Source organism: Burkholderia lata, from assembly GCF_000012945.1.
GTDB classification, from domain to species: domain Bacteria; phylum Pseudomonadota; class Gammaproteobacteria; order Burkholderiales; family Burkholderiaceae; genus Burkholderia; species Burkholderia lata.
The window spans coordinates 1,771,638-1,793,559 of the sequence record NC_007511.1 but is presented as its reverse complement, the minus strand read 5'-3'; the positions used below and the strand labels follow the sequence as shown (position 1 = coordinate 1,793,559).

The following is a 21,922-nucleotide window of genomic DNA, read 5'->3' as shown; positions in this document are numbered from 1 at the left end:
GAAGGCGGCCTGACGTCATGCATCGTGAATTCTCCGCCATCGAATCGTCGCTCGAAGCGTTCATTGATCAGCCCGACGATCCGACGCTGTTGATCGAAGCAACCGACAACGACCTCGTGCCGGTTCTCAAGATGATGCAATCGCTCGACGAACGACTCGGCGATGCGGTTTTCCTGAATTTTCCGTTTCCTTGCGACTCCGCCGACGCGTATCTGCAGACATGCATGGAAGCGCTTTCACGTCAGATCGACGAAGCGAGCAGTGCGCGCATCGAACGCGGTGAAGCAGCCTGGCCGCCGTTGCCGCTGACATGCACCGACCCAAGGCGCTCGCCGTCGACACGGCTGCGCGATGCCGTCATGCACGTTCGCACGCTGATGCCGGAAGGCACCAAGGTCGTGTGGGCATGGCTACCGTCACCGATGGGCGATTTCGGCGGCTTTGCGAAGCTGGTGCTGCAATGCCTGGCGCTGAACGGCTTTGAGGCGTGGATGGAAGGACATCGATTCTGCATCCGCGACGACCGGAAGCATCCGTGCCTGATTCCGCTGGCGCGCGAGAAGAAGGCCGAGCATGTGCTGATTCTTCCAGTCGACTTCTCGTCCGAAAAGGCGACCCGTCATCTGGTCGACATCGCGAACGATGCGACGCATTCGCTCGAACAGCGTATGGGTGCCTTGCTGCAGATCGCCGGGATCGATCTTGCACATGGCAGATTGCCCGAAGCGCAGCGCAAGTACTACGCGCTCTTTTCCTTCCACGCCGAGCGCAAGGATGCGACCGGCTGCGCAGTGGCGTTGCATGGCCTCGGCGATGTGGCGTTGCGCCACGGGTCACCGCGCGATGCGAAGGACTGGTATGTGCGGGCGCTGCCGGCTGCGCTCGATGGCCGGAACCTGCTGGTCGCGCTGAATGCGCTGATGGCGACGGGTAGCTGTTGCAACACGCTCGGCGAGCATGCCAAGGCCGCGACTTACTTCGATCTCGCGAGCGGTGCCGCCGGCAGGCTGATGCTCGTGCATACGAAGATCGAGGCGATGGAGAAGGGCGGTGTCGCGCTACTGGCGTGTGGCCAGGCGGCGGAAGCGGCGAAAAGCTGGATCGCCGCGAAGGGATTGTGCGAAAAGTTCGGCTGCGAACGACAGCGCATTTCCCTCCTCGATCGACTCGTGTCGCTCTACGGGAACGCCGGTCTGAAAATTGAGGCGAGGGCATATGAGCTGGAGAAGGATCCGCTTTACATGACTCGCCTCCGTGGAGCCGTTGCGCCGACGGGCCACGATGCGATGGCCGGATACGAACGGGCTCGCCGATGAGTGAATTTGAAAGCCGGTTGACGCGCGCGTCGGCGCCAGCCGAGAGTCATTCAACGCCGTCGGAGTCGAAGGCCGACACCGCATGTGATTCGCTGCTCGATACGGTCAAGTCGACGTTCGATCCGTTCAAGGAGACGTTCTCGTCGGAAGGCGGCACGCTTCACCATGTCAGCGAGGCCGTGAATTCCCTGGCGTCACTGCAGGGCATGCCGTCGCAGTTGCTCAACACTGGCATCGCGCAGATCCCGCTGCTCGACAAGATGCCGGGGATGCCGGCCGCCACCATCGGTGTTCCGCATCTCGGTACACCGCACGCGCATAGTCATCCGCCGAGCAGCGGTTTTCCGTTGCCGAGTGTCGGGGCAACCATAGGCAGTGGGTGTTTGAGCGTACTGATTGGGGGTATTCCTGCAGCACGTGTACTGGATATCGGTATTGCGCCGACGTGCGGCGGGATAACGCCGTTCTTCGATATTCAGACGGGCTCGAGCAATACGTTCATCGGCGGGATGCGTGCTGCGCGCATGGGTATCGACATGACGCGGCATTGCAATCCGATGGGGCATGTCGGGCACTCGGGTGGCGAAGCAGCGAGCGCTGCCGAGAAAGGCGAGGAGGTGGCGAGCGAGGCTGCTCAGGTGTCCGGCCGGGCGAAGTTGCTGGGGCGGGCAGGGAAAGCGTGGTCGGTTGGTAATGCGGCGGTCGGGCCAGCGTCAGGGGTGGCGACTGCTGCCGATGACGCATCGCAAGGAGAAGTCGCCGCCGCTGCGATGATGGCCGCGCAAACAGCGGCCGATCTCGCGTTCATGGCGCTCAGCAACCTGATGGGCAAGGATCCCGGCATCGAACCGAGTATGGGGACGCTGCTCGCCGGGGATCCGACGGTGCTGATCGGCGGATTTCCGCTGCCGGACTCGCAGATGATGTGGCACGGGGCAAAGCACGGGATCGGGAAGAAGGTCAGGCCGAAGTTGCCGAAGTGGGCGCAAGAGTTGGCGTGCGAATTCAAGGGCGAGCCGATCAGTGCCGTCACTGGAGAGGTGAAGAATGATTTCACCGACTACGAAACCGACGAAACGCTGCCTTTCATATGGGGACGCCACTACTGCAGTGGGTGGAATGAGCGTAACGGAGCGCAGGGATACGGATTCCGACATGCGTGGCAGCGCGAACTGCAGTTGCTGCGCACGCGCGCAATCTATACCGATCCGCGGGGCACGAAATACACGTTCAGCAGAAACGCAGACGGTACATATGACGGTTGCTGCCAAGGCTACTCGCTCGAGCAGATCGACAGTCGAAGGTTCTTCATCCGGCACGAGGCCGCTGGCGACGCAGAGTTCGAGCGGGACGCCGAAACTGCACTTTCAGTCCGCTGCATCAGCCATCAGCGTGATCGCACACAAAGCCTTCTTCGCTGGCGTCCAGACGGACATATCGGGAAGATCGTGCAGACCGACCACGACGGCAACGTTCGCAGAACCGTCTCGTTACGGTACGACCAGTCCGGGCGGATTGTTGAAGTCGTGCTGACAGACGTCGATGGTCGGGACACTCGGATCGCACGGTATGCATACGACACCGAGAATTGCCTGACTTCGTATCGCAATGCGCTCGATGCGATTTCGACCTATGAATACGATGCACAGCGGCGTATGGCCCGACTCGCTGGTGCCAACGGGTATTCGTTCCTTTACTGCTACGACAGCGAAGGACGTTGCGTGGAAAGCGCTGGGCAGGACCGGATGTGGCACGTCAGATTCCAGTACCGACCCGGGCGGACGATTGTCACCGAGGGAGATGGTGGACGATGGACTATCCTGTACAACGAGATGGGAACCATCACCCATGTCGTCGATCCTTACGGTGGCATCGCCGAGTATGTGCTCGATCCATCCGGGCGAATCGTGGAGGAAATTGACTCGGGTGGGCGGACGTTGCGATGGCTTTACGACGCTAGAGCAGGGACCATCGGCCGCCTCGATCGATTCGGCAACCTCTGGCCGAACAAGGACGAACTGCCGAACTTGCCCAACCCGCTGGCGCACCATGTGCCGAACGCCATGCGCGGCCTGATCTGGGGAGAATTCAACGTCGACAATCTCACTGACACGGTGTTGTTGCCGCAAGAAATTGATCACTGGGCTTGGGGCTCTGCCACGGATGCAGTTGCGCGATGGCCCGATGAACGGCGACAGCAACGCGATGTTGCCGGCAGGGTGATTGCACGCACCAATATCAGCGGGCATACCGAGCGCTTCGAATACGATGCTGACGATAACCTGCTGCTGCGATTCGATCAGGATGGCGCCGCGACCCGGTATACCAGATGCTCATGGAATCTGCTGGCCAGCGAAGAGAATGCTCTTGGCGAGACGATCCGCTATCGCTATACCTCCCGTCGGGACGTTGCGTCTGTCATCGACGCGAATGGCAACGAATCCGCTTACAGCTACGACTTCAAGAAGCGAATGACGAGCGTGACACGACATGGCCGGTTGCGGGAGAGCTATGTCTACGACGGCGGCGACCGCTTGATCGAGAAGCGTGACGGCGCGGGCAAGTGGCTATTAAGGTTCGAAATCGGCGAGAACGGCCTGCCGCGCGAGCGAACCCTGGCGTCAGGTAGTAAGCATGTCTACGAATATGATCGCTTCGGCCATCTCACGAAGGCCTCTACGGACGCGCACGAGATCACGCGAACGTTTGACAATCTAGGAAGGCGCACATCGGACAAATGCGACGGCTTGGGCGTCCAGCACGAATACGATGGCCACCGGTTGGGGCGAACGACCTACCTCGAGCGGTTTGAGGTGGTCTACACATATACTGCAAGCGGCCAATCCATCCGAACGCCAGGCGGCCGCACACACTGCGTGCAACAGGGCAAGGACGGCCGAGTGTTGCTGCGGTTGGCCAACGGTACGCAGGCATGCTACATGTTCGACGACGTCGGGCGTTGCACTGGACGCATCACCTGGCGGACCGATTCTCCCGCGGCCTTTCATCGTGTCACGTATGAATACAGCGGCGCCGGAGAGCTTCGCCGTATCAGCGACAACCAAAAGGGGGATACGCAATACCAATACGACCGCGCACATCGTCTGATTGGCGAGATGAGCAGCGGCTGGCAAGCTTGCCGCTACGAGTACGATCCCGCCGGTAATCTGTTGGCTTTGCCGACCTGCCCGATGATGCAATATACAGGCGGCAACCGGCTATCAACCACGTCGCGCGGTCAATACACGTACGACGAACGCAACCATCTGTCCGAAGAGATCGCACACGATGGCCGGCGTACCACGTATCGCTACGACAGCATGGACTTGCTTGTCCGTGTCGAGTGGTCTGACCGGCACGATGCCTGGACAGCGGAATACGATGGTTTATGCCGTCAAGTAATCGCAGGGACAGACAATGACTCCACGGTGTATTACTGGGACGAAGATCGCTTGGCCGCACAGGTTGATCCCGGTGGCAAGGTACGTGTCTTCGTTTACGTCGACGAGAAGTCGCTCGTGCCGTTCATGTTCATCGACTATCCAAGCATTGATTCGCCTGCAACCTCGGGAAGCGAATATTTCGTGCTATTCAATCAGGTTGGCATGCCTGAACGCATCGAAGACGTCAGCGGCAGAGCAGTGTGGCTCGCACGGAAAATCCATTCGTACGGGGTTATCGAAGTTGCTGAGGGAAATTCACTTGAATACGATGTGCGTTGGCCCGGACATTTGTTTCAGCGTGAAACAGGCTTGCACGTCAATCGATTCCGATCATACAACCCGATGCTCGGACGATATCTCCAATCGGATCCGGTTGGGCATGCAGGGGGAGGGAATCTCTATACATATTCTGCCAATCCGGTCGTGGAAGTAGACGTACTCGGCCTGAATGCGCACGTTCATGGGGAGGATGCATCCGAGCCTTCGCCCGAAGGCCCTGCAGTCGCCGGCCGAACGCAGGAGCTGACCAAGGCGGAACTGAATCACCTCGCAAAAATCGAAAGACGGACAGCGGAAAGAGATGCAGCTATCGAGAGAATGAAAAGAGAGATTGAGAATCTCGAACAGGAAAAAAAGAAATTATCATTAGATGAAAAGAACTGGTACAGCTATCCCGAAACACCCGAAACAAAAAGACTTGACGCAATTAGGGAAAGGGTATTGGAGCTCAATGATAAAATTAAAAATTACCCGTTGGTTCGTGATAAAACGACGGAATTTCCAAAAGGATACTTGCAGAGCACGCATATCGAGATGATCAAGCGATATACTCGTGAAGGCAGGGAAGGCAAACTTCCGATCGATCCTGACAAGAACCCTGCAGGGCTGGTCGCAATGCGTAGCAAATTGACGTGGGTTGATGCGGATAACCATCCGATCCCTTACTACACAACCAATGACAAAGGCGAACAGGTTGTGAATGTAACATACGACCATCAGGTATCGGAGGCCGAAATGTACAACAGGGGCGCGACCATCGGAGGCAAGCACTATCCACCCGGCTGTGATTCCAATCCAGAGAATCGCAAGAAATTTCATAACGACACTGATAATCTCGCTGTGATGTCCCAGTCGGAAAATGCTTCGAAAGGAAGTAGTTCGAGCGAGACAAATGGCAATGAGCGGTTCAGTTACGACATACCCACTGGAGATCACTACTCATGACGAGCGATTTTCAATACAATTTCACGAGTGCCTTGAGACCTCGACCAAGGGAATTGAGCAATGACGTTCTTAGATGGAAGGCATTCGACGCTGATACGTTCGAAAGTTATATCCGATTTATCGGAGATCGTGCCTGCTCCCTGACAATCAGATTAGCGCCAGGACAGAGTACGGAGCCGATCTTGCCATTTTTGAATAATGTCACTTCAACGCAACTGGATTTGGTGAGCGACGCGACCCCTATCGGATTATTCCCGAGTCCTGCCTTGCGTGAAACCACATTTGATCTCGAAGTCGTGGTACACCCATCACTTATCAATGGCGCCTTTACCGAAGAGACGATCGCGATGGGCGATGTTATCTACACAGTCTTTCCTGCATATCGATGCGAATTTCCCGTTCGCAATCCTTCGGAGGACGCCGGGTTGAGATTGCAGAGAATCATACGCCGGTCGGAGTGGAGCCGATCGCCGGCTCCCGCATTGCGGGCGCGATTCTCGTTAGCAAACGGCTTTCGCAGTGCGAATGAGCACGAGATGCTTATATTCAGCCTAGACGAATTGGAGCGCGTGATTGGAGACGCCACACAATTCGGAGGCGTCGTTCACGTGGAAAATTTCGAAGGGGCGTGCGCCCGGTTCCAATTCACCAAGGTGCGCTGCGATGTGGAACTGGCCGGGGTTCGAAAGGCGATTGCTTGCGAAATGGTGCCAGCGTGGCTGAAAATTCTGGCTATCGATGGTGCGGTTGCAGCCAAGAGGAACTGACTCCCATGAAGGTCGGTTCACTTGGGTATTTATAATTTTACATAACGTGAATTATCGACAATTTGTGTTGTAGCAGCCATATCCTAATGTCGTGTTCTGGCTATTTACAGATGTCGTGTTTTTGACTGCTGGCATGCTGGATGGCTCGTTGAGCAAGCACGGGAGCCGACCATGCAGCCAGCCGGATTGGTGACACTGACGATGCGAGAGCTTGATCGACTCAAGGTGATCCAGGCTGTGGTGGACACGGGCTTGAAGCCTGGACGTGCAGCCGAACGGCTGGGCCTGAGCGTGCGCCAGGTGGAACGGCTGGTCATCCGGTATCGCGAGCGCGGGCCCGGCGGCGTCGCTTCAGGCCGTCGTGGCCGACCGGGCAACCGCAAGCTCGACGATGGGCTGGCGTTACGCGCCCTGACCGTTATTCGTGAGCGCTACGCCGATTTTGGACCGACGCTGGCCTGCGAGAAGCTCTGGGAGTGTCACGGCATTCGGCTGGCTAAGGAGACGGTCAGAAGGCTGATGACCGAGGCTGGGCTCTGGATTCCGCGCCGGCAACGACCGCCCAAGGTCTACCAGCCGCGAGCACGGCGGGCTTGCCTCGGTGAACTGATCCAGATCGACGGCTGCGATCATCGATGGTTCGAGGAACGGGCGCCGGCCTGCACGCTGCTGGTGTACGTCGACGACGCGACGAGCCGGCTGATGATGCTGCACTTCACGCAGACCGAGTCGACCTTCAGCTACTTTGAGGCCACGCGAACGTATCTGGAGCGCTACGGCAAGCCGGTGGCGTTCTACAGCGACAAGTACAGCGTGTTCCGCAACACGAGTGCCGGCAAGACAGGCCAGAGCGTGACGCACTTCGGCCGGGCGATGTACGAACTGAACATCGACACGTTCTGCGCGAACAGCAGCTCGGCCAAGGGGCGTGTGGAGCGAGCACACCTGACGTTGCAGGACCGATTGGTCAAGGAGATGCGATTAGTTGTTGCATGCCGCCCCGCCCGCTACGCATACGCCAATTGCCGCTGGGCGCCGATTTCGGCAACCCGCGTCATACCCAACTTGCGCACAATCAGCATCGCGATCTCCAGCGACTGCTCATAGTTCAACCTCGGATCGACCGTCGACTTGTAAGCACGGGCCAAATCGGCCTCAGTCAGATTGCGCGCGCCGCCCAGGCATTCGGTCACGTCTTCCCCGGTCAGCTCCAGATGCACGCCGCCCAGATGCGTGCCGCAGGCGGCATGAATGTCGAAGGCCGCCTCGAGCTCGGCGTGGATGTTCCCGAAGCGCCGTGTCTTCACCCCGCCCGGGGTCGTTTCGCCGTTGCCGTGCATCGGATCGCAGCACCACAAGACACGCCGGCCCTCGGCCTTGACCGCATGCAGATGCTTCGGCAACTCCGCTTCGATCTTCGCCGCACCCATGCGCGTGATGAGCGTCAAACGGCCGGCCTCGTTCGTGGCGTTCAGCGCGTCGATCGTGCGCAGCAACTGGTCGGTGCTCACCCCGGGCCCGACTTTCAGGCCGATCGGATTGCGGATACCTGAGCAGTATTCGATATGCGCGCCGTCCAGCTGCGCGGTGCGCATGCCGATCCACGGAAAATGCGTCGACAGGTTGAACCAGCCCCAATGCCGCGGCACTTGCCGTGCCATCGCCTCTTCGTAATTCAACAGCAGGACCTCATGCGACGTGTAGAAATCGACTCTCGCATCGCTGCCGGAGGGCTCGCCCGCGAGCGCCTCCATGAAGCGCAGCGATTCGCCGATCGAGTGCGTCATCTTGCGATACTCGCCATAAAGCGGCGAATGCGAGGCCCAAGCCAGATCCCAATGTTCGGGGTGGTGCAGATCAGCAAAACCGGCATCGCTCAGCGCGCGCACGAAATTCATCGTCAGCGCCGATCTGGAATGAGCCTCGAGCAGGCGCTGCGGGTCGGGCTCGCGCGCGTCTTTCGTAAAAGCGCTGCCGTTGACGATGTCGCCGCGGTAGCAAGGCAGCGTCACGCCGTCGCGCGTTTCGGTATCCGCCGAGCGCGGCTTGGCGTACTGGCCGGCAAAGCGGCCGACGCGAACCACCGGCAGCATCAAGCCATGCACGAGCACCAGGCTCATCTGCATCAGCACTTTGAGCCGATTGGCGATGATCGGCGCCGTGCAATCGGCAAAGCTTTCCGCGCAGTCGCCGCCCTGCAGCAAGAAACATCGTCCCGCCGCGGCGTCTGCGAGCTTGCGTTTGAGCGTCAGCACTTCCCATGCGGCGACGAGCGGCGGCAGTGCTTGTAGCTGTGCCAGGGCGCGATCGAGCGCCGCCACATCGCGATAAGCCGGCTGTTGCAGCGCCGGCTTCGTCTTCCAGGAAGCCGGTGTCCAATTCTCGGCCGCACGCGCCGAAGAGAGATTGCATTCCACAGTTCCACTCCCATAATGAAATGCTGCCGATCGAGCGGGTGTCGTCGCCTGGCATGCAAGCGACGCCCACGCTCCTTACCGCTACAGCTTGACGAGCACCGTGCCCAGATAACGTCCGCTGGACGTGTCGCACAACGCGCTCGGCGCGTTATCGAGGCCGTCGATCACCGTATGCGGGAACACGATCTCGCCGGCGCGCAGCCACTGCGCGAAACGCTCGAACCATTCGCCCTTCGCCTCCGGATTGTCGTCGGCGCTGTAGCCCCGCATCGTGATCCGCTTGAGGAGAAATTGAACGGTATCGATTTCGGCGGGTGCGGTCCGCCCCGTTCCCGTCGCGGCCAGCTGGCCCGACAGCGCGCCGAGGATCAGGAAGCGCGCCCCTTCGCGGGCGGCCGTGACGGCCGCCTGTAATTGCTCGCCGCCGACCGAATCGATCAGGACGTCGATGCCGCCCTGCGCCGCTTCAAGCAACTGCTCTGCGAACGGCGTGCTGCCGCCACGTATGACGGCAGCGTCATAGCCAAGCTCGGAAACCAGGCGTCGTGCCTTGTCGTGCGAACTCGTGCTGCCGATCACGCGCCCCGCTCCCAGCCGCCGCGCGATCTGTCCGGCCATCGCGCCGATCGCGCCGGCCGCGCTCGTGACGAACACCGTGTCACCCGGACGGATCGGCACGCCGCGCGTCAGCGCCGCGTATGCGGTCCAGCCGTGCCCCAGGTAGCCGAGGTAGCCGGCGGGCTCCGGCAGCGCCTCGCCGACGCGCTGACAGCCCCATGCGGGCACCACCGCGTAGTCTCGCCACCCGTGGAAGTGCGTGACGATGTCGCCGGACGACAAACCGCTGCCGGCGGGCGCGCTCACCACCTCGCCGAGCGCTTCGCCCATCAGCGCGTCACCCGCCGACAAGCACGGAAACGGCACACCGGGCACGTCTTCCGCGCCTTCGCTGATCATCGCGCGCAAGGAAGCCGAGACCAGGAAATAGCGATTACGCACCAGCACGTCGCCCGAGCCGGCCGCCGGCGCGGCGGCGGTGACGATTTCGAAATCGTCCGGTGTCGGCAGGCCTTTTAGCTTCGCCTTCAAGCGCACGTCGCGCCGCATGGGAATCGACAGATTCATGATCCGCTCCCGCCGTGCGCCGTGCGCGTCGATGAGGCGAACCATCCCGCTGGTATGCGCGCGACGCTGCGGCCGTAGGCTATCGTCGGGTCGTCCGAGGCATGCACGGTCGCTGTCCAGCCGTATCGGCCGAGCCAGTCGCGCACATCGTCGCGGGACGAGAGCCAACGAGCGCCCTGCGATTCGACGCGCGCTCGGGCTTCCTTGCCCTCCTCGCTCATCATGCGCGTGGCGAGATGCTCGAGCATGAGCGCGCTGCCCGGCGCCGACAGGTCGGCCACTTGACGGATCAGCGCATCGCAGTCCGTGTCGCGCAGATACATAAGCAGCCCTTCGATGAGCCAAATCGTGGGCTTGGCGGGATCGAAGCCGGCCGCGCGCAACGGGCTCGCCCAATTCGAGGTCAGATCGGCGACGAGCGGCCGCCAATCGCACTGCAGCGGCAACCCGGACTGCTTCATGAGCTCGCGTTTGAAGGCGATGATGTCGTCGAGATCGAGCTCGAACCAGCGCGTGCCGAACGGACACGCCAGGCGTGCCACGCGGCCGTCCACGCCGGCGGCCAGCGTGACGACCTGCCGGATTCCGCGGCTCAGGTTCGCGAGAATGGCATCGTCGAAGTAGCGTGTGCGAACGACGAAATATTGCGGAAAGTTCGCGCGCCGCGCGACTTCGCTGACATGCTCATGCGTCGGCGTGCCGGCCAAGTGCTCGATCAGCGCCGCGGCGAACGGATCGTGAAACAAGGCGTCCGGGCGCTGGCCTTCGGCATGACGTTGCCAGGCAATGAACAGTGCGGTTTGGCCGACGCCAACCGGAATATCGAAAGTAGACACAGACAGGTTCCTTATCCGCAAGAGAATCAAGGTTGGAGTTGCGTGGTTTTCCAATCGTTGCCATCGCGTTCGTACCTGAGGCGCCGGTGAAGCCGGTCGGAGCTGGCGGCCCAGAATTCCATCTCGTGAGGCTCGAGCCGATAGCCGACGAAGCGCGGCGGCCGCGGCAACGCGACGCCGAGCGCGAGCAGCTCGGCAGCGTGCGCGCGCAGCGCTTCGCGGTCGACGAGTTCGTCGCTCTGGTGCGAGGCGCTCGACATCGCATGCATCGGCACCGAGCGTCCGAACCAGAGCTTGTCGTTCTCGCTTTCCTCGAGCGGAACCGCCTGGCCGGAAATCATGATCTGCTGCCCGGTTTCGCGCCAATACAGCAAGCCCGAGGCCCAGCCCGTCTCCGTGAGTTCGCGTCCTTTGCGGCTCGTCGAATGCGTGCAGAAGATCACGCCGCGGTCGTCGATCGAGGAGAACGCGATGACGCGAGAAGAGATGCGTCCGTCGGACGTGGCGGTCGCGAGCGCGAGCGCCTTGGGCTCGCGGACGCGCGCGACATCGGCCGTCGCGAGCCAGCGCTTGAGCAGCGTGATCGGCTCGGACGGCGGATCGTCATATTCGGGGAACAGGACATCGACGCTTCCCGTGAGGCTTTCGAATCGACTGGTGTTCATGGCAATGTTTTCATGATGGCAAAAGACGGGGGCGCCGCTAGACGCCCAGACGGCCGCGCGCGACGACGACACCGTGACCGCTGACCTCGACCGCCTCGATGCCGTGCTCCGAGCCGTGCACCAGCGCATGCATGTGCGAGGGGCGCCTGATCTCGACGCCTTGGAGAAGATGCAGCGGCTCGCCCCACGAAATCAGTCCGTGGCGGGCAAGGTGAATGGCGATGGGACCGGCGGCGGAACCCGTCGCCGCATCCTCCACGACGCCGTAGGCCGGCGAGAACATCCGGCAGCGCCAGTGGTCGCCCGCTGGGGCCACGCACATGGCCGACATATCCTCGAACTCAGCCAACGCGCGATGGTCCGGATGCACGTCGGAAAGCGCGGAGGCGTCAGGCAACGTGACGAACACATGGCGCGGGCCGTTTCGATAGGCCTCCACGGGCAACACGGACGCTTCGACGCCGAGCGCTTCGAGCAGACGCTCGGCCCGATCAAAGCGCGTCCACGTCGGGATCGGCTGCTGCATGGTGACGTAAGCCTCGCCGGGCGCATCGGATCGCACATCGAACGGCACGAGCCCCATGCCCGTCTCGAACACGAAGCGATCCTGCGCCTTGACGTGCCTGAGTGCCACGGCCGTGCCGAGCAGCGGATGTCCCGCGAACGGCAACTCGTTGACCGGCGTAAAGATGCGCACGTGCACGTCGCCGCCCTGCTTCGGCGGCATCACGAACACCACTTCCGACAGATTCATTTCGCGGGCGATCCGCTGCATGCGCTCCGCCGGCAGCGGAACGTCGACCAGGAAGACCGCAACCGGGTTGCCTTCGAGCGGCGTGCGCGTGAAGGCGTCGACGACGATGTAGTCGATGGGATGCGACGCATGGATCGGCGCCGCCGCGTGTGTATTCGCGTGCGATGCTGCCGGTTCGAGCGCGCGCATGCGCGCCGCGATCTCACCGCTCGCGGTGCTGGCCTCCACCGAGAAGCGCAGCCGCTCGGCGACCGGCAAGCCGATCAGCGTCTGCGCGTCGTTCGGCGGCAGTAGATGCGCGGGCGGACGCTCGCCGTCCCAGAGCATGATCGCGCCCCAGCGATTCTTGTCTTCGTCGGCGATCCAGTGCTTCTCGCGCAAGCCCGGCACGTTCGACCAGCGCGCGAGGGTGCTGTCGTCCACACGCGCCTTCAGCGATTCGATGCTCTGCTCGGAACCATCGAGGTTCCACCAAACGATGTCGACAATCATGAAACGCGTGTCCTGTAGGGTTCTATAAAAAGCGTGAAGAGTCGTCAGGCGGTCAACGCCGTCATGCGTTTTTCGCGGCGTATCGCGTGTGTGATGGCTTCGCCGAGAATGCGCGGCCCGTCGACGGTCAAAACCGACTCGGCGTGGAATTGCATCGAGCTGAACGTTGGACCGCGCAAGGCATGCACTTCACCCGTGCGCGGATCGCGACTGATGGCCACCGTGCCGACGCCGTCGACGTCCATTTCGTCCCGGACGGTCTGCGCCACATACGTGTTGTAAAAGCCCACGCGCTCACGCTGGCCGAACAGATCGATCTCGACCTGGATGCCCTGATTGGGCACCTCGCGCCTAACGAGCGGAATGCCGAGGATGGCGTTCAGGATCTGATGGCTCAGGCAGACGGCCATGAACGGCTTGCCCTCGTCGATGAGATGCCGCAGCCACGCGTAGAGGCGGGCGATGCGCGGATCGCCGGCGTCGCTCGGGTCTCCCGGGCCCGGCCCCATGACGACGACGTCGTAACGCGCAAGGTCCACCGCGTCGTGAACGCCGCACACTTCGGTGGCGAGGCCGAGCGACGACAGTTGCTGGGCGATCATCGCCGTGAAGTGATCTTCGGCGTCGACGATGAGCGCGCGGCAGCCGCTCAACTCAGCCAACTCATCGGCCATCTCGCCTTGTCGCCCGCCATACGGCCGAAACCAGAAGTCCGCAATGCCTTCGTTGCGCTCGCGCAGCGCCGCCTGCACCGATGGATGCTGGCCGAGCGCCGGGCCGGCTTCCGGCGGATCGAATGCGTTCGATAGCGCGGCCACCTTGGCATGCGTCTCCATGACTTCCGATACCGCGTCCGAATGCCGGACGAGCGTCGAGCCGACGCCGATGCGAACGTGGCCGGCGCGGTCGATCTCCGCGGTGCGGATCAGGATGGCGGAGTCGAGCGTGCGCCCGCCGCGCGCATCGCGGCCGATCAGCGCTGCAATGCCGCTGTAGTAGCCGCGCCCGGCCCGCTCGTGCCGCGCGATCACGCGCGTCGCGCTTTCGATCGGACTGCCGGTGACCGTCGGCGCAAACATCGTTTCGCGCAGCAAGTCGCGAACATCGGCTTCGGTGTGCCCGACGATGAAATATTCGGTGTGGGCGAGCCGCGCCATCTCGCGCAAGTGCGGCCCCGTGACCTGCCCGCCGGCCGGGCAGATGCGCGCCATCATCTTGAGCTCTTCGTCGAGCACCATGTACAGCTCGTCGGATTCCTTGCGATCGCCGAGAAAAGCGTTGATCCCATCGATCGTCGGCCCGCTTTGCGGATACCGATAAGTCCCGCTGATCGGGTTCATCGTCGCGCAACCTTCATGCAGCGTCAGGTGGCGCTCCGGCGTGGCGCCGACGAACGTGCGTTCCCCGGTATGAATCACGAAGATCCAGTACGCGCCGACCTCCCGGCGCATCAGACGCTTGAAGACCGCCAGCGCCTTGGCTGGCGAATAGTCGTCGAGATCGCCCTCGAGCGTGCGCTTGATGACGAAGTTCGAGCCCGCGCCGGTGCCGATCTCGTCGGTGATGACGCGCTCGACGATCTCGGCGTAGGCCTCGTCGTCGATATCGAAGTGACGCTCGCCGAGCGCGGTATCGGCATCAGGAATGGCGGCGAGCGCAAGCTGCGCGGACACCGTTTCGTGCTCGTCGCAGGTGATGGCGACGAGCGGAGCGCCGTCGTCGTGTGTCTTGAAGCCGCGCTCGTGCAGCTGCCGGTATGGCACCATCACAAGCAGCTCCTGACGGTCCGCGCCCGTCGCCGTCGGCGCGGCCAACGGAAGCTCGGCCAGGGAAGACGGATAGGAAACCGCGCCGGCGAAGACGTCGATCATCGCGCGCTCTCCGGCGCTACCCGTCGAACGCGCGATCAACGCGAAGCACGGCGCTTGTCCGTGGAGGACGCGATCGAAAAGGTTGCGGTTCGGAGCGGCATTCATGCCAGCGCCTCCTCGGTGCTCACCACCTTGCCGCAACGCTGGGCCACGTATTCCAGCGCCTGGTGATGATGGTCTTCGGAAAAATCCGCCACGCCATCGGCAACGAAGAACGGTTGAATGTCGTTCGTGAACGCATCGACAGCCGACATCATTACGCCGATGTGCGCGTAGACGCCACACAGCATCAGCTGATCGCGACCGCTCTCCCGCATACGCTCGCGCAGGTCGGTGCGGAAAAATGCGCTGTAGCGCCACTTCGTGAGCATCCAGTCATCCGGGGACGGGCCGACGGCCTCGGCGACGTCCCGATCGGCCGGCGTCGTCTCCATGCCCGGCCCCCAAAAATCGCGCAGCAAACCGCGTTCCGTCTCGGTCATGCGCCCGGGATGAGCCGTGTACGCGACGGGAATACCGGCCTGCTTGCACCGTTTGCGCAGCGACGCGACATTGGTCGTCAACGTCTCGCGCAGCGTCGGCGGCAACGGCGAGAGGAAATAGTTCTGCATGTCATGAATGAGCAGCAACGCGCGCGACGGGTCGACACGCCATGACACGACATTCTCGGGCAGGCTGCTCGAATCGGGCAGCGCGTACGGTTGAATCGACGGGATACCAGCCATTCGTCTCCTCCATTGGGTATGCGTTAGCTCGGTAGACCATCCCGGCGCACTTCGGGAACCTCGATACCCAGCGAACGGAATTGCTCGCAAGGGTTCATGAATTCGCGCTGCTCCTTGATCAGTCCGTTTTCGAAGCGGAACGAGTGAAGGAAGTGATTGCGGTACTGGCCTCGGGGGTAGCCGGGGAAAACAATCGCGCCTTCGCCGCGGCACTCGACCCAGAACCAGTTCGGGTCTTGCGTCTCGAAGATCTGGATGTCGGTCCAGACCCAGTCGGGGAAGCATTGCAGCGACCACACGGCGTGCTCGCCGAGCTTCTCGCGGCCGCGAATCGCGATTGGCTGGCCGCTGTCGGTCGTCCACAGACCGCCGACGCCATCTTCCGTGAACAGTAGGTGGCGCTTGAGCCTCGCTTCGCCACGCGTGTGCATGTACTGCTCGACGATCTTGCGGTTGTGCTGTCGGGCCGCGACTTGCGCGCGATTTTCCGACGTGTTTTCGAGGGATTCGACGTCTGACATGCAAGCTCCTGAAGTCAAAGAGCGCCGCCCCGCCGGGAACCGGGAGGCTGCGTGGGATTACACGAGGTAGCTGATTTCGCGCGGATCGAGGCCGACGAGCGCGCGGCCGTAGACAAGTTGCGGAATGCCCATCCCAAAGCCCGCGTGGCGGCTCGCCACGTTCAGATCGCGCCAGATCAACTGCAGCGGATTGGATTCCATGAAGGCGGCGCTGCCGTAGGCCGTCATGAGGCGATCGATGGCCTCTCGGCACAGGCGCGTGACGCGCGTCGATTCCATCCGAAAGCGCGAACGCGTCACTTCGTCGGGCAGGACGCCGGCCGTTGCGTGGTGTTCGACCGTTTCGACGATGCGGCGGGCGTGCAGCTGCGCGCCGTCGATCATCATCGAAGCTTCGGCGAGATCGGTCTGGAACGCCGGCGAAACAGCCTGGCTCTTGAACGTGGATGAGGCGACGCGGCGCTCGTGGGCCTGATCGCGCACGAGTTCCAGCGCGGTGACGATCGCCCCGAGTTGCGGTCCGAGCAGACCGATCGACAGCAAGCCTGAGAACGCGCCGCTATATAAACGGTGCCGTTCCGACGGCAGGCGCGACCGGCCCTGCACGATCGGCGCGTAGGGTGTCACGCGATGGCGCGGAATGAACAGCCGGTTCGCCACTACCGTGTTGCTGCCGGTGCCGCGCATGCCCGTGATATGCCAGGAGTCGCGGACTTCGAGCTCGCTCATCGGCATGAGGACCAGGTTTATCGTCTCGTCGTCGGCATCGACGCCTTTCGGGATCAGCGCGCCGATCCATTCGGCGTGCAGGCTGCCCGATGCATAAGCCCACTCTCCCGTCACCACGACACCGCCGTCGACGCGTTCGACCTGGGCGCGCGAAGGCGCAATGATGAGCGCGGTACGCGTGTCGCGGTTACCGCCCCACACGTCGTCCTGCGTACTCTCGGGGAAGTGACCGATCATGTAGTTGCCCATGTTGAGCACGCTCGTGACCCACGACGCCGAGCAGCAGCCGCGCCCCAGCTCGTAGCAGACGTCAAACAGCGTGGCGGGACCCGCTTCGTAGCCGCCGAGCCGGCGCGGCGTGAAGAGCCGCATCAGACCCGCCTCGGTCAGAGCAGCGACGGCACGCTCGGTCAGGCGGCGCCCGGTATCGGCAGCGCGCGATTCTTCCGCGAGCACGCTGGCGACTTCTGCCGCCTTCGCGATCAATTGCTCATGCTCGACCACCGATTCATCGAGCGCAATGGCGTCATGTCCGGCCGAATTCCCATCCTGCGAGGTGCGTTCATTTGTCATTTCACGAGTCATGCACTGCGAGGTCTGTATCGTGCTCACGGCATCTCCAGAATAAACTTACAATTCCTATTGTTAAAAAATTTAAAACAATAATGGCTGCGATAAATTTAACTATCAATTAACCAGGAAATCGAAACAAACAAGAACCACCATTTTTAGTGCGAACACTCGGAATTCTGAAAATATCGCGCAACAACAGCCATGAGATCGGTATCTGGCTTTGCCTTACCAATCATAAAAGGCATTTTTATTTCGGTGCTATTAAATTGTTGTTACGTTTTTATTTAACTCGACCGAACATGTCAGCCCTTCGTAAGCAATACTGCCTCGTCGAGTTCCGGTTCAAAGCCTGACTGGTGGGGCGTCTCGGCGCCTCTTTACACAACAGGGCACCGCAAACGTTTTTCAGCTTCGCCTGTACTTCCAACTCTCGATCCTATTTAGCGGGCGCCGAGCTGTATCTAACAAATCGAGGCAAGCCTTCGGCGTAAACCGGGGCCATCAGGTTTCCCGCCCCATTTAATGACACAAATGTAAATACCGCCCCATTATGCTTGGCATTCCCATGGCTCCCATAAAGGACGGCTAAGCGTAGGATAAACTCAAGAAATAATCACCTGTCAAACTTGACGGGTTATACCACACCAAACAAAATGAGATCACGAGCGAAATACATTTGAAGATTATTTTAAAAATATAATCGACATACCCGAATCTGACCCATCAGACAATCGCGCAACCCGGTTTGAGGAACGCTTCGTGAATGTCGGCTCGACGCTCAAAGCGAATGCGAAGACGACGAAATGTGCCGAGCCCGCTACCGTGTTCCGTCCGGCGCTTCGCGTGGTGCTGTCGCTGACCGACTTCGGCACCGGCCGATGGCATTCGGCTGGCCAAGGAGACGGTCAGGAACCGATCAAAATCGACTTGCTCAGCTACTGCGCATCGCGTTACGACACGTCATTTACCGCGACCGCCCTGAAGTGGCTCGACATCACGGACGAACCAGCCATGCTAGTGGTGGCACGAGACCACCGAATCGACGTTCAGCTATTTCGAGGCCCCGTCGGTTCGCACGGCAAGCCGATCGCGTTCTATAGCGACAAGGCCGGCATGTTCTACTGTAAAGGCCATACTGGCGACGCCAGGTAAAGGCGTGACGCATTTTGGTCGGGCGATGTACGAGCTGAACATCGACACGCTCTGCGCGAACAGTAGCTCGGCCAGGGAGCGCGTCGAGCGTGCGCACCAGACGCGGCAGGATCGACTGGTCAAGGAGTTGAGATTGCGCGGAATCAGCACGGTCAACGACGCCAACGTTTATGCGCCCTCCTTCATCGCTGCTTACAACACGCACTTTGCGAAGCCGTCGAAGAGCGATTTCAATGCGCATCGGCCGCTGCGGGATGACGAGAATCTGAACATGGTGTTGACCTGACGTGAAACACGTCGGGTATCGAAATCGCTGGCAGTGTTGCACGACCTCGTCCCACGCGCATTGCCGCTGTCAATGTCAATAGATCACTCGTTGTCGCGCTATCCAGTGTATACAGCGCTCCCTCGCTCGAACGAACAACGTCGGCGAGCCTCTTGATTCCCCACCCAAGCGACGTTCACCCAAGGAACCGGTTCACGTCGCCACGCGCATTCTGCGTGACGCCCCTACGTTCTACTTACGACTACTGCAAGCTTTGAAACCTTTCTCGGCAACCCCGCCAAACCGCGATCTAAACATTTTAGATTTCATCAAAAAATATTTGACGCTCCGTTTTCTTCCTTGCTATCTTTCCCCGCAAGAAATACCGATGGGAGTTTGAATGGCGCAAATAAACCAAAAACCCGACAAATAACTTCCATTTTAATTACGACATTGCGAGAGCGATATCCGATTCGCAAAGCTGCAATTGCTTCCGCCAGGGAAAGGTTCTCGATTCACCGTCATCCAGCTTCGCTTCAGGCTGGACCGTTTCGTTAGGATGCGTCGCAAGGAAGTCGCCAGCATCGCGTTTTGCTTGAAGGCATGGCAGGTTTCATCCGCCGCGCCTGGCTTGCCGAGCCGCACCGTTCGCGCCACGCGAAGTTGCCTCGTCAGCCGCATGCAGCATTGCAATCGCCTGGAACAACCGTAGCAGCCCAGGTCGTCAAACGGCATCGCAATATCGTCTTTTCCGACTCTAATAAATTGCATTCCTAATCAATAGATAACGAATCGAAGCGGTTCTATCCGCAAACCGTGGACTGTACCCAACGCAATTGTCGGACCGCCGCGCGCAGGATCGCGGCACGGCCCGACAAACAAGAGGGCCGAGCGCAGAATCGGTGCCCGCGATACGCGAGCCCGATACCCGACTGGCCTCCGATTCTGATGGTGGGTGGGGAGGAATACCTATGTCGCCTTGAATTCTGCTGATCGTTCTGGCTTGCGTCAGGTTGCATCGGCCGCCCTTCGCTACCCGCGATTCGGGCCGCGCGCTGTACCCGTTCTTCGTCGAAATCTCGGAGCTCACAATGCAGAGAACTCAATACGTCAATCGCAAACGCCTGCAACGCTTTGCGCTGACGGCAATTGCAGTTGGAGTAGCAGCCACGATGGTCCCGCTGTCCGCCCAGGCGGCAACCAACTGGGTCCAGACGCGCACCAGCGCGTTCCTCCTGTCGAATGCACCGGCCACCGCCGCCTCGCAGGCACTGGCCGCGTCCGCCGCGGCACCCAGCTACTCGCTGAACAGCGTCGGCACGCCGGCGCTCACCGATACGCACGTGACGCCGCTGGAATTGAGCCAGCCGCTGCACGTGACCGTGGTCCTGAAGAACCGCAACGCGGACCAGCTCGACACCTTCCTTCGCGACGTCAACCAGCCGGGTAGCGCGAGCTATCACAAGTACCTCACGCCGGCCCAGTTCAAGGCTCGCTTCTCGCCGACCGACGCGCAGGTCGCGGCCGTAGTCGCTCACCTGAAGGCGAACGGCTTCAGCAACATCACGGTCTCTGACAACAACACACTGATCGCCGCCGACGGTAATGCCGGTAACGTGCAGCGCGGCTTCCAGGCGAGCATCAAGCGTTTCAACTATCGAGGCAAGCCGGTCTACGCGAACGATTCGGCAGCGCTGATCCCGGCGTCGCTCGGCCCGGTCGTCGATTCGGTGCTCGGCCTGCAGAACGCTGCCGTGCCGCACCGCCTGCTCCACCGTTTCGCGCCGTCCGCCGCCGTCGAGCCGAATGTGGTCTCGAAGAATGCGACCGCCGGCTCGCAAGTCGGCCACCAGCCGACCGATTTCGCAAAGATCTATGACGCGAGCGGCCTGCCCGCCGCGACCAATACCACGGTGGGCATCATCACCTGGGGCGACATGACCCAGACCATCGCCGACCTGAACACCTTCACGCAGAACGCCGGCCTGGCAACCGTCAACACGGCGGTGGTCGCGGGCGGCTCCGGTACGCTGGCCGACGACGGCGATCCGGGCGAGTGGGATCTCGACAGCCAGGACATCATCGGCACCTCGGGCGGCGTCAAACAGCTGATCTTCTACTCGGCCATCAACGGCGACAGCAACGACAGCGGCCTCACCGACGCGACGCTGACTGCCGCCTACAACAAGGCGGTAACCGACAACAAGGCGACCGTCATCAACGTGTCGCTCGGCCTCGACGAAACGGCCGCCAACTCGGACGGCTCGCTCGCGGCCGACGACGCGGTATTCAAGCAGGCTGTCGCACAAGGGCAAGTCTTCTCGGTCTCGGCCGGCGATGCAGGCGTCTATCAGTGGTCGACGTCACCGCAGGGCGCACCCGGTTATATCGGCACGTACAACGGTACGTCGGTCAAGACGACGATCAACCTGTCCAAGTACAGCGTGTCGTCGCCCGCGAGCTCGCCGTACGTCGTCGCCGTCGGCGGCACGACGCTCTCGACCACCGGCACCACGACGTGGGCCGGCGAAACCGTGTGGAACGAAGGCGTCGCCTATGCGGACCTCGACAGCAACGGCAACCCGGTCGACAACGCCGTGCGGATCTGGGCAACGGGCGGCGGCGTGAGCGCGTTCGAAACCGCGCCGAGCTGGCAGACCGCCGCGCTCGGCAGCACGGTGACGAAGCGCGTGCTGCCCGACGTGGCGTTCGACGCCGCGCAGGCGACGGGCGCGTACATCGTCATCAACGGGCAGACGAACCAGCTCGTCGGCGGTACGAGCCTCGCGTCGCCGATTTTCGTCGGCGGCTGGGCACGCGTCGAATCGGCCAACAACAACAGCCTCGGCCTGCCGACTTCGGCGTTCTACCAGGGCCTGCCGACCAATACGTCGCTGCTCCACGACGTGACGTCGGGCAACAACGGCTACAGTAGCCACGGCTACACCGCGAAGGCCGGCTGGGACGACGACACCGGCTTCGGCAGCCTGGATTTCGCGAAGGTCAGCGCGAGCTCCGTCAAGTAACGCGGCACGACCCGATGGGGC

The 21,922-nt window shown here is 61.4% G+C and carries 13 protein-coding genes and 3 pseudogenes; 6 read left to right on the top strand and 10 right to left on the bottom strand.

Annotated elements, in window-relative coordinates:
• Positions 1 to 17: 17 nt before the first annotated feature.
• The 4 genes and pseudogenes from BCEP18194_RS30670 to BCEP18194_RS40390 form a co-directional block, all read left to right on the top strand.
• Positions 18 to 1,316 carry a hypothetical protein gene (locus BCEP18194_RS30670; RefSeq protein WP_011355182.1) on the top strand — a complete coding sequence of 433 codons (1,299 nt, stop codon included), beginning with the start codon at positions 18 to 20 and terminating at the stop codon, positions 1,314 to 1,316.
• Positions 1,313 to 5,983, top strand: a complete 4,671-nt coding sequence (locus tag BCEP18194_RS30665) for an RHS repeat-associated core domain-containing protein (protein WP_011355181.1) — start codon at positions 1,313 to 1,315, stop codon at positions 5,981 to 5,983. Before BCEP18194_RS30670 ends, BCEP18194_RS30665 begins: the two co-directional genes overlap by 4 nt.
• Before the next feature lie 182 nt (positions 5,984 to 6,165).
• Entirely contained in the window at positions 6,166 to 6,750 is a 585-nt protein-coding gene (locus tag BCEP18194_RS41430) for a hypothetical protein (RefSeq protein WP_157687318.1), read from the top strand.
• Positions 6,751 to 6,921: 171 nt separating this feature from the next.
• Positions 6,922 to 7,746: pseudogene (locus tag BCEP18194_RS40390) on the top strand (ISNCY family transposase); the annotation flags it as partial.
• 11 nt (positions 7,747 to 7,757) lie between these two features.
• Here the strand turns inward: BCEP18194_RS40390 and BCEP18194_RS30655 are convergent.
• From BCEP18194_RS30655 to BCEP18194_RS42485, 10 genes and pseudogenes are all read right to left on the bottom strand, one after another.
• Entirely contained in the window at positions 7,758 to 9,167 is a 1,410-nt protein-coding gene (locus BCEP18194_RS30655; protein WP_011355178.1) for a class II 3-deoxy-7-phosphoheptulonate synthase, read from the bottom strand.
• Between the two features lie 81 nt (positions 9,168 to 9,248).
• On the bottom strand, positions 9,249 to 10,292 hold the full coding sequence (locus BCEP18194_RS30650; RefSeq protein WP_011355177.1) for an MDR family NADP-dependent oxidoreductase: 1,044 nt from the start codon (positions 10,290 to 10,292) through the stop codon (positions 9,249 to 9,251).
• Positions 10,289 to 11,128, bottom strand: coding sequence for an SAM-dependent methyltransferase (locus BCEP18194_RS30645; RefSeq protein WP_011355176.1), 840 nt, complete (start codon positions 11,126 to 11,128; stop codon positions 10,289 to 10,291). The genes BCEP18194_RS30650 and BCEP18194_RS30645 overlap by 4 nt, the downstream gene beginning before the upstream one ends.
• 26 nt (positions 11,129 to 11,154) lie before the next feature.
• Positions 11,155 to 11,793 carry a phenazine biosynthesis FMN-dependent oxidase PhzG gene (phzG, locus tag BCEP18194_RS30640; protein ID WP_011355175.1) on the bottom strand — a complete coding sequence of 213 codons (639 nt, stop codon included), beginning with the start codon at positions 11,791 to 11,793 and terminating at the stop codon, positions 11,155 to 11,157.
• 37 nt (positions 11,794 to 11,830) lie between these two features.
• The gene (locus BCEP18194_RS30635) at positions 11,831 to 12,937 is read right to left on the bottom strand and encodes a PhzF family phenazine biosynthesis protein (protein ID WP_279626966.1); all 1,107 of its coding nucleotides are present in this window, start codon (positions 12,935 to 12,937) and stop codon (positions 11,831 to 11,833) included.
• A gap of 146 nt (positions 12,938 to 13,083) precedes the next feature.
• The gene (locus BCEP18194_RS30630; RefSeq protein WP_011355173.1) at positions 13,084 to 15,015 is read right to left on the bottom strand and encodes a phenazine-specific anthranilate synthase component I; all 1,932 of its coding nucleotides are present in this window, start codon (positions 15,013 to 15,015) and stop codon (positions 13,084 to 13,086) included.
• A complete protein-coding gene (locus BCEP18194_RS30625; RefSeq protein WP_269466155.1) occupies positions 15,012 to 15,569 on the bottom strand; it encodes an isochorismatase family protein in 558 nt (185 codons plus the stop codon). Before BCEP18194_RS30625 ends, BCEP18194_RS30630 begins: the two co-directional genes overlap by 4 nt.
• An 89-nt stretch (positions 15,570 to 15,658) precedes the next feature.
• Positions 15,659 to 16,156 (bottom strand): PhzA/PhzB family protein, encoded by a 498-nt coding sequence (locus BCEP18194_RS30620; protein WP_011355171.1) that lies wholly within the window; start codon positions 16,154 to 16,156, stop codon positions 15,659 to 15,661.
• Between the two features lie 57 nt (positions 16,157 to 16,213).
• The gene (locus BCEP18194_RS30615; RefSeq protein ID WP_041493303.1) at positions 16,214 to 17,497 is read right to left on the bottom strand and encodes an acyl-CoA dehydrogenase family protein; all 1,284 of its coding nucleotides are present in this window, start codon (positions 17,495 to 17,497) and stop codon (positions 16,214 to 16,216) included.
• A gap of 684 nt (positions 17,498 to 18,181) precedes the next feature.
• Positions 18,182 to 18,301: pseudogene (locus BCEP18194_RS42485) on the bottom strand (IS5/IS1182 family transposase); the annotation flags it as partial.
• A gap of 190 nt (positions 18,302 to 18,491) precedes the next feature.
• Here BCEP18194_RS42485 and BCEP18194_RS30605 point away from each other — a divergent pair.
• Together BCEP18194_RS30605 and BCEP18194_RS30600 are read left to right on the top strand one after the other, a co-directional pair.
• A pseudogene (locus tag BCEP18194_RS30605) lies at positions 18,492 to 18,893 on the top strand (ISNCY family transposase); the annotation flags it as partial.
• Positions 18,894 to 19,966: 1,073 nt separating this feature from the next.
• Positions 19,967 to 21,901 carry a S53 family peptidase gene (locus tag BCEP18194_RS30600; protein ID WP_011355167.1) on the top strand — a complete coding sequence of 645 codons (1,935 nt, stop codon included), beginning with the start codon at positions 19,967 to 19,969 and terminating at the stop codon, positions 21,899 to 21,901.
• The last annotated feature ends 21 nt before the right edge of the window (positions 21,902 to 21,922 follow it).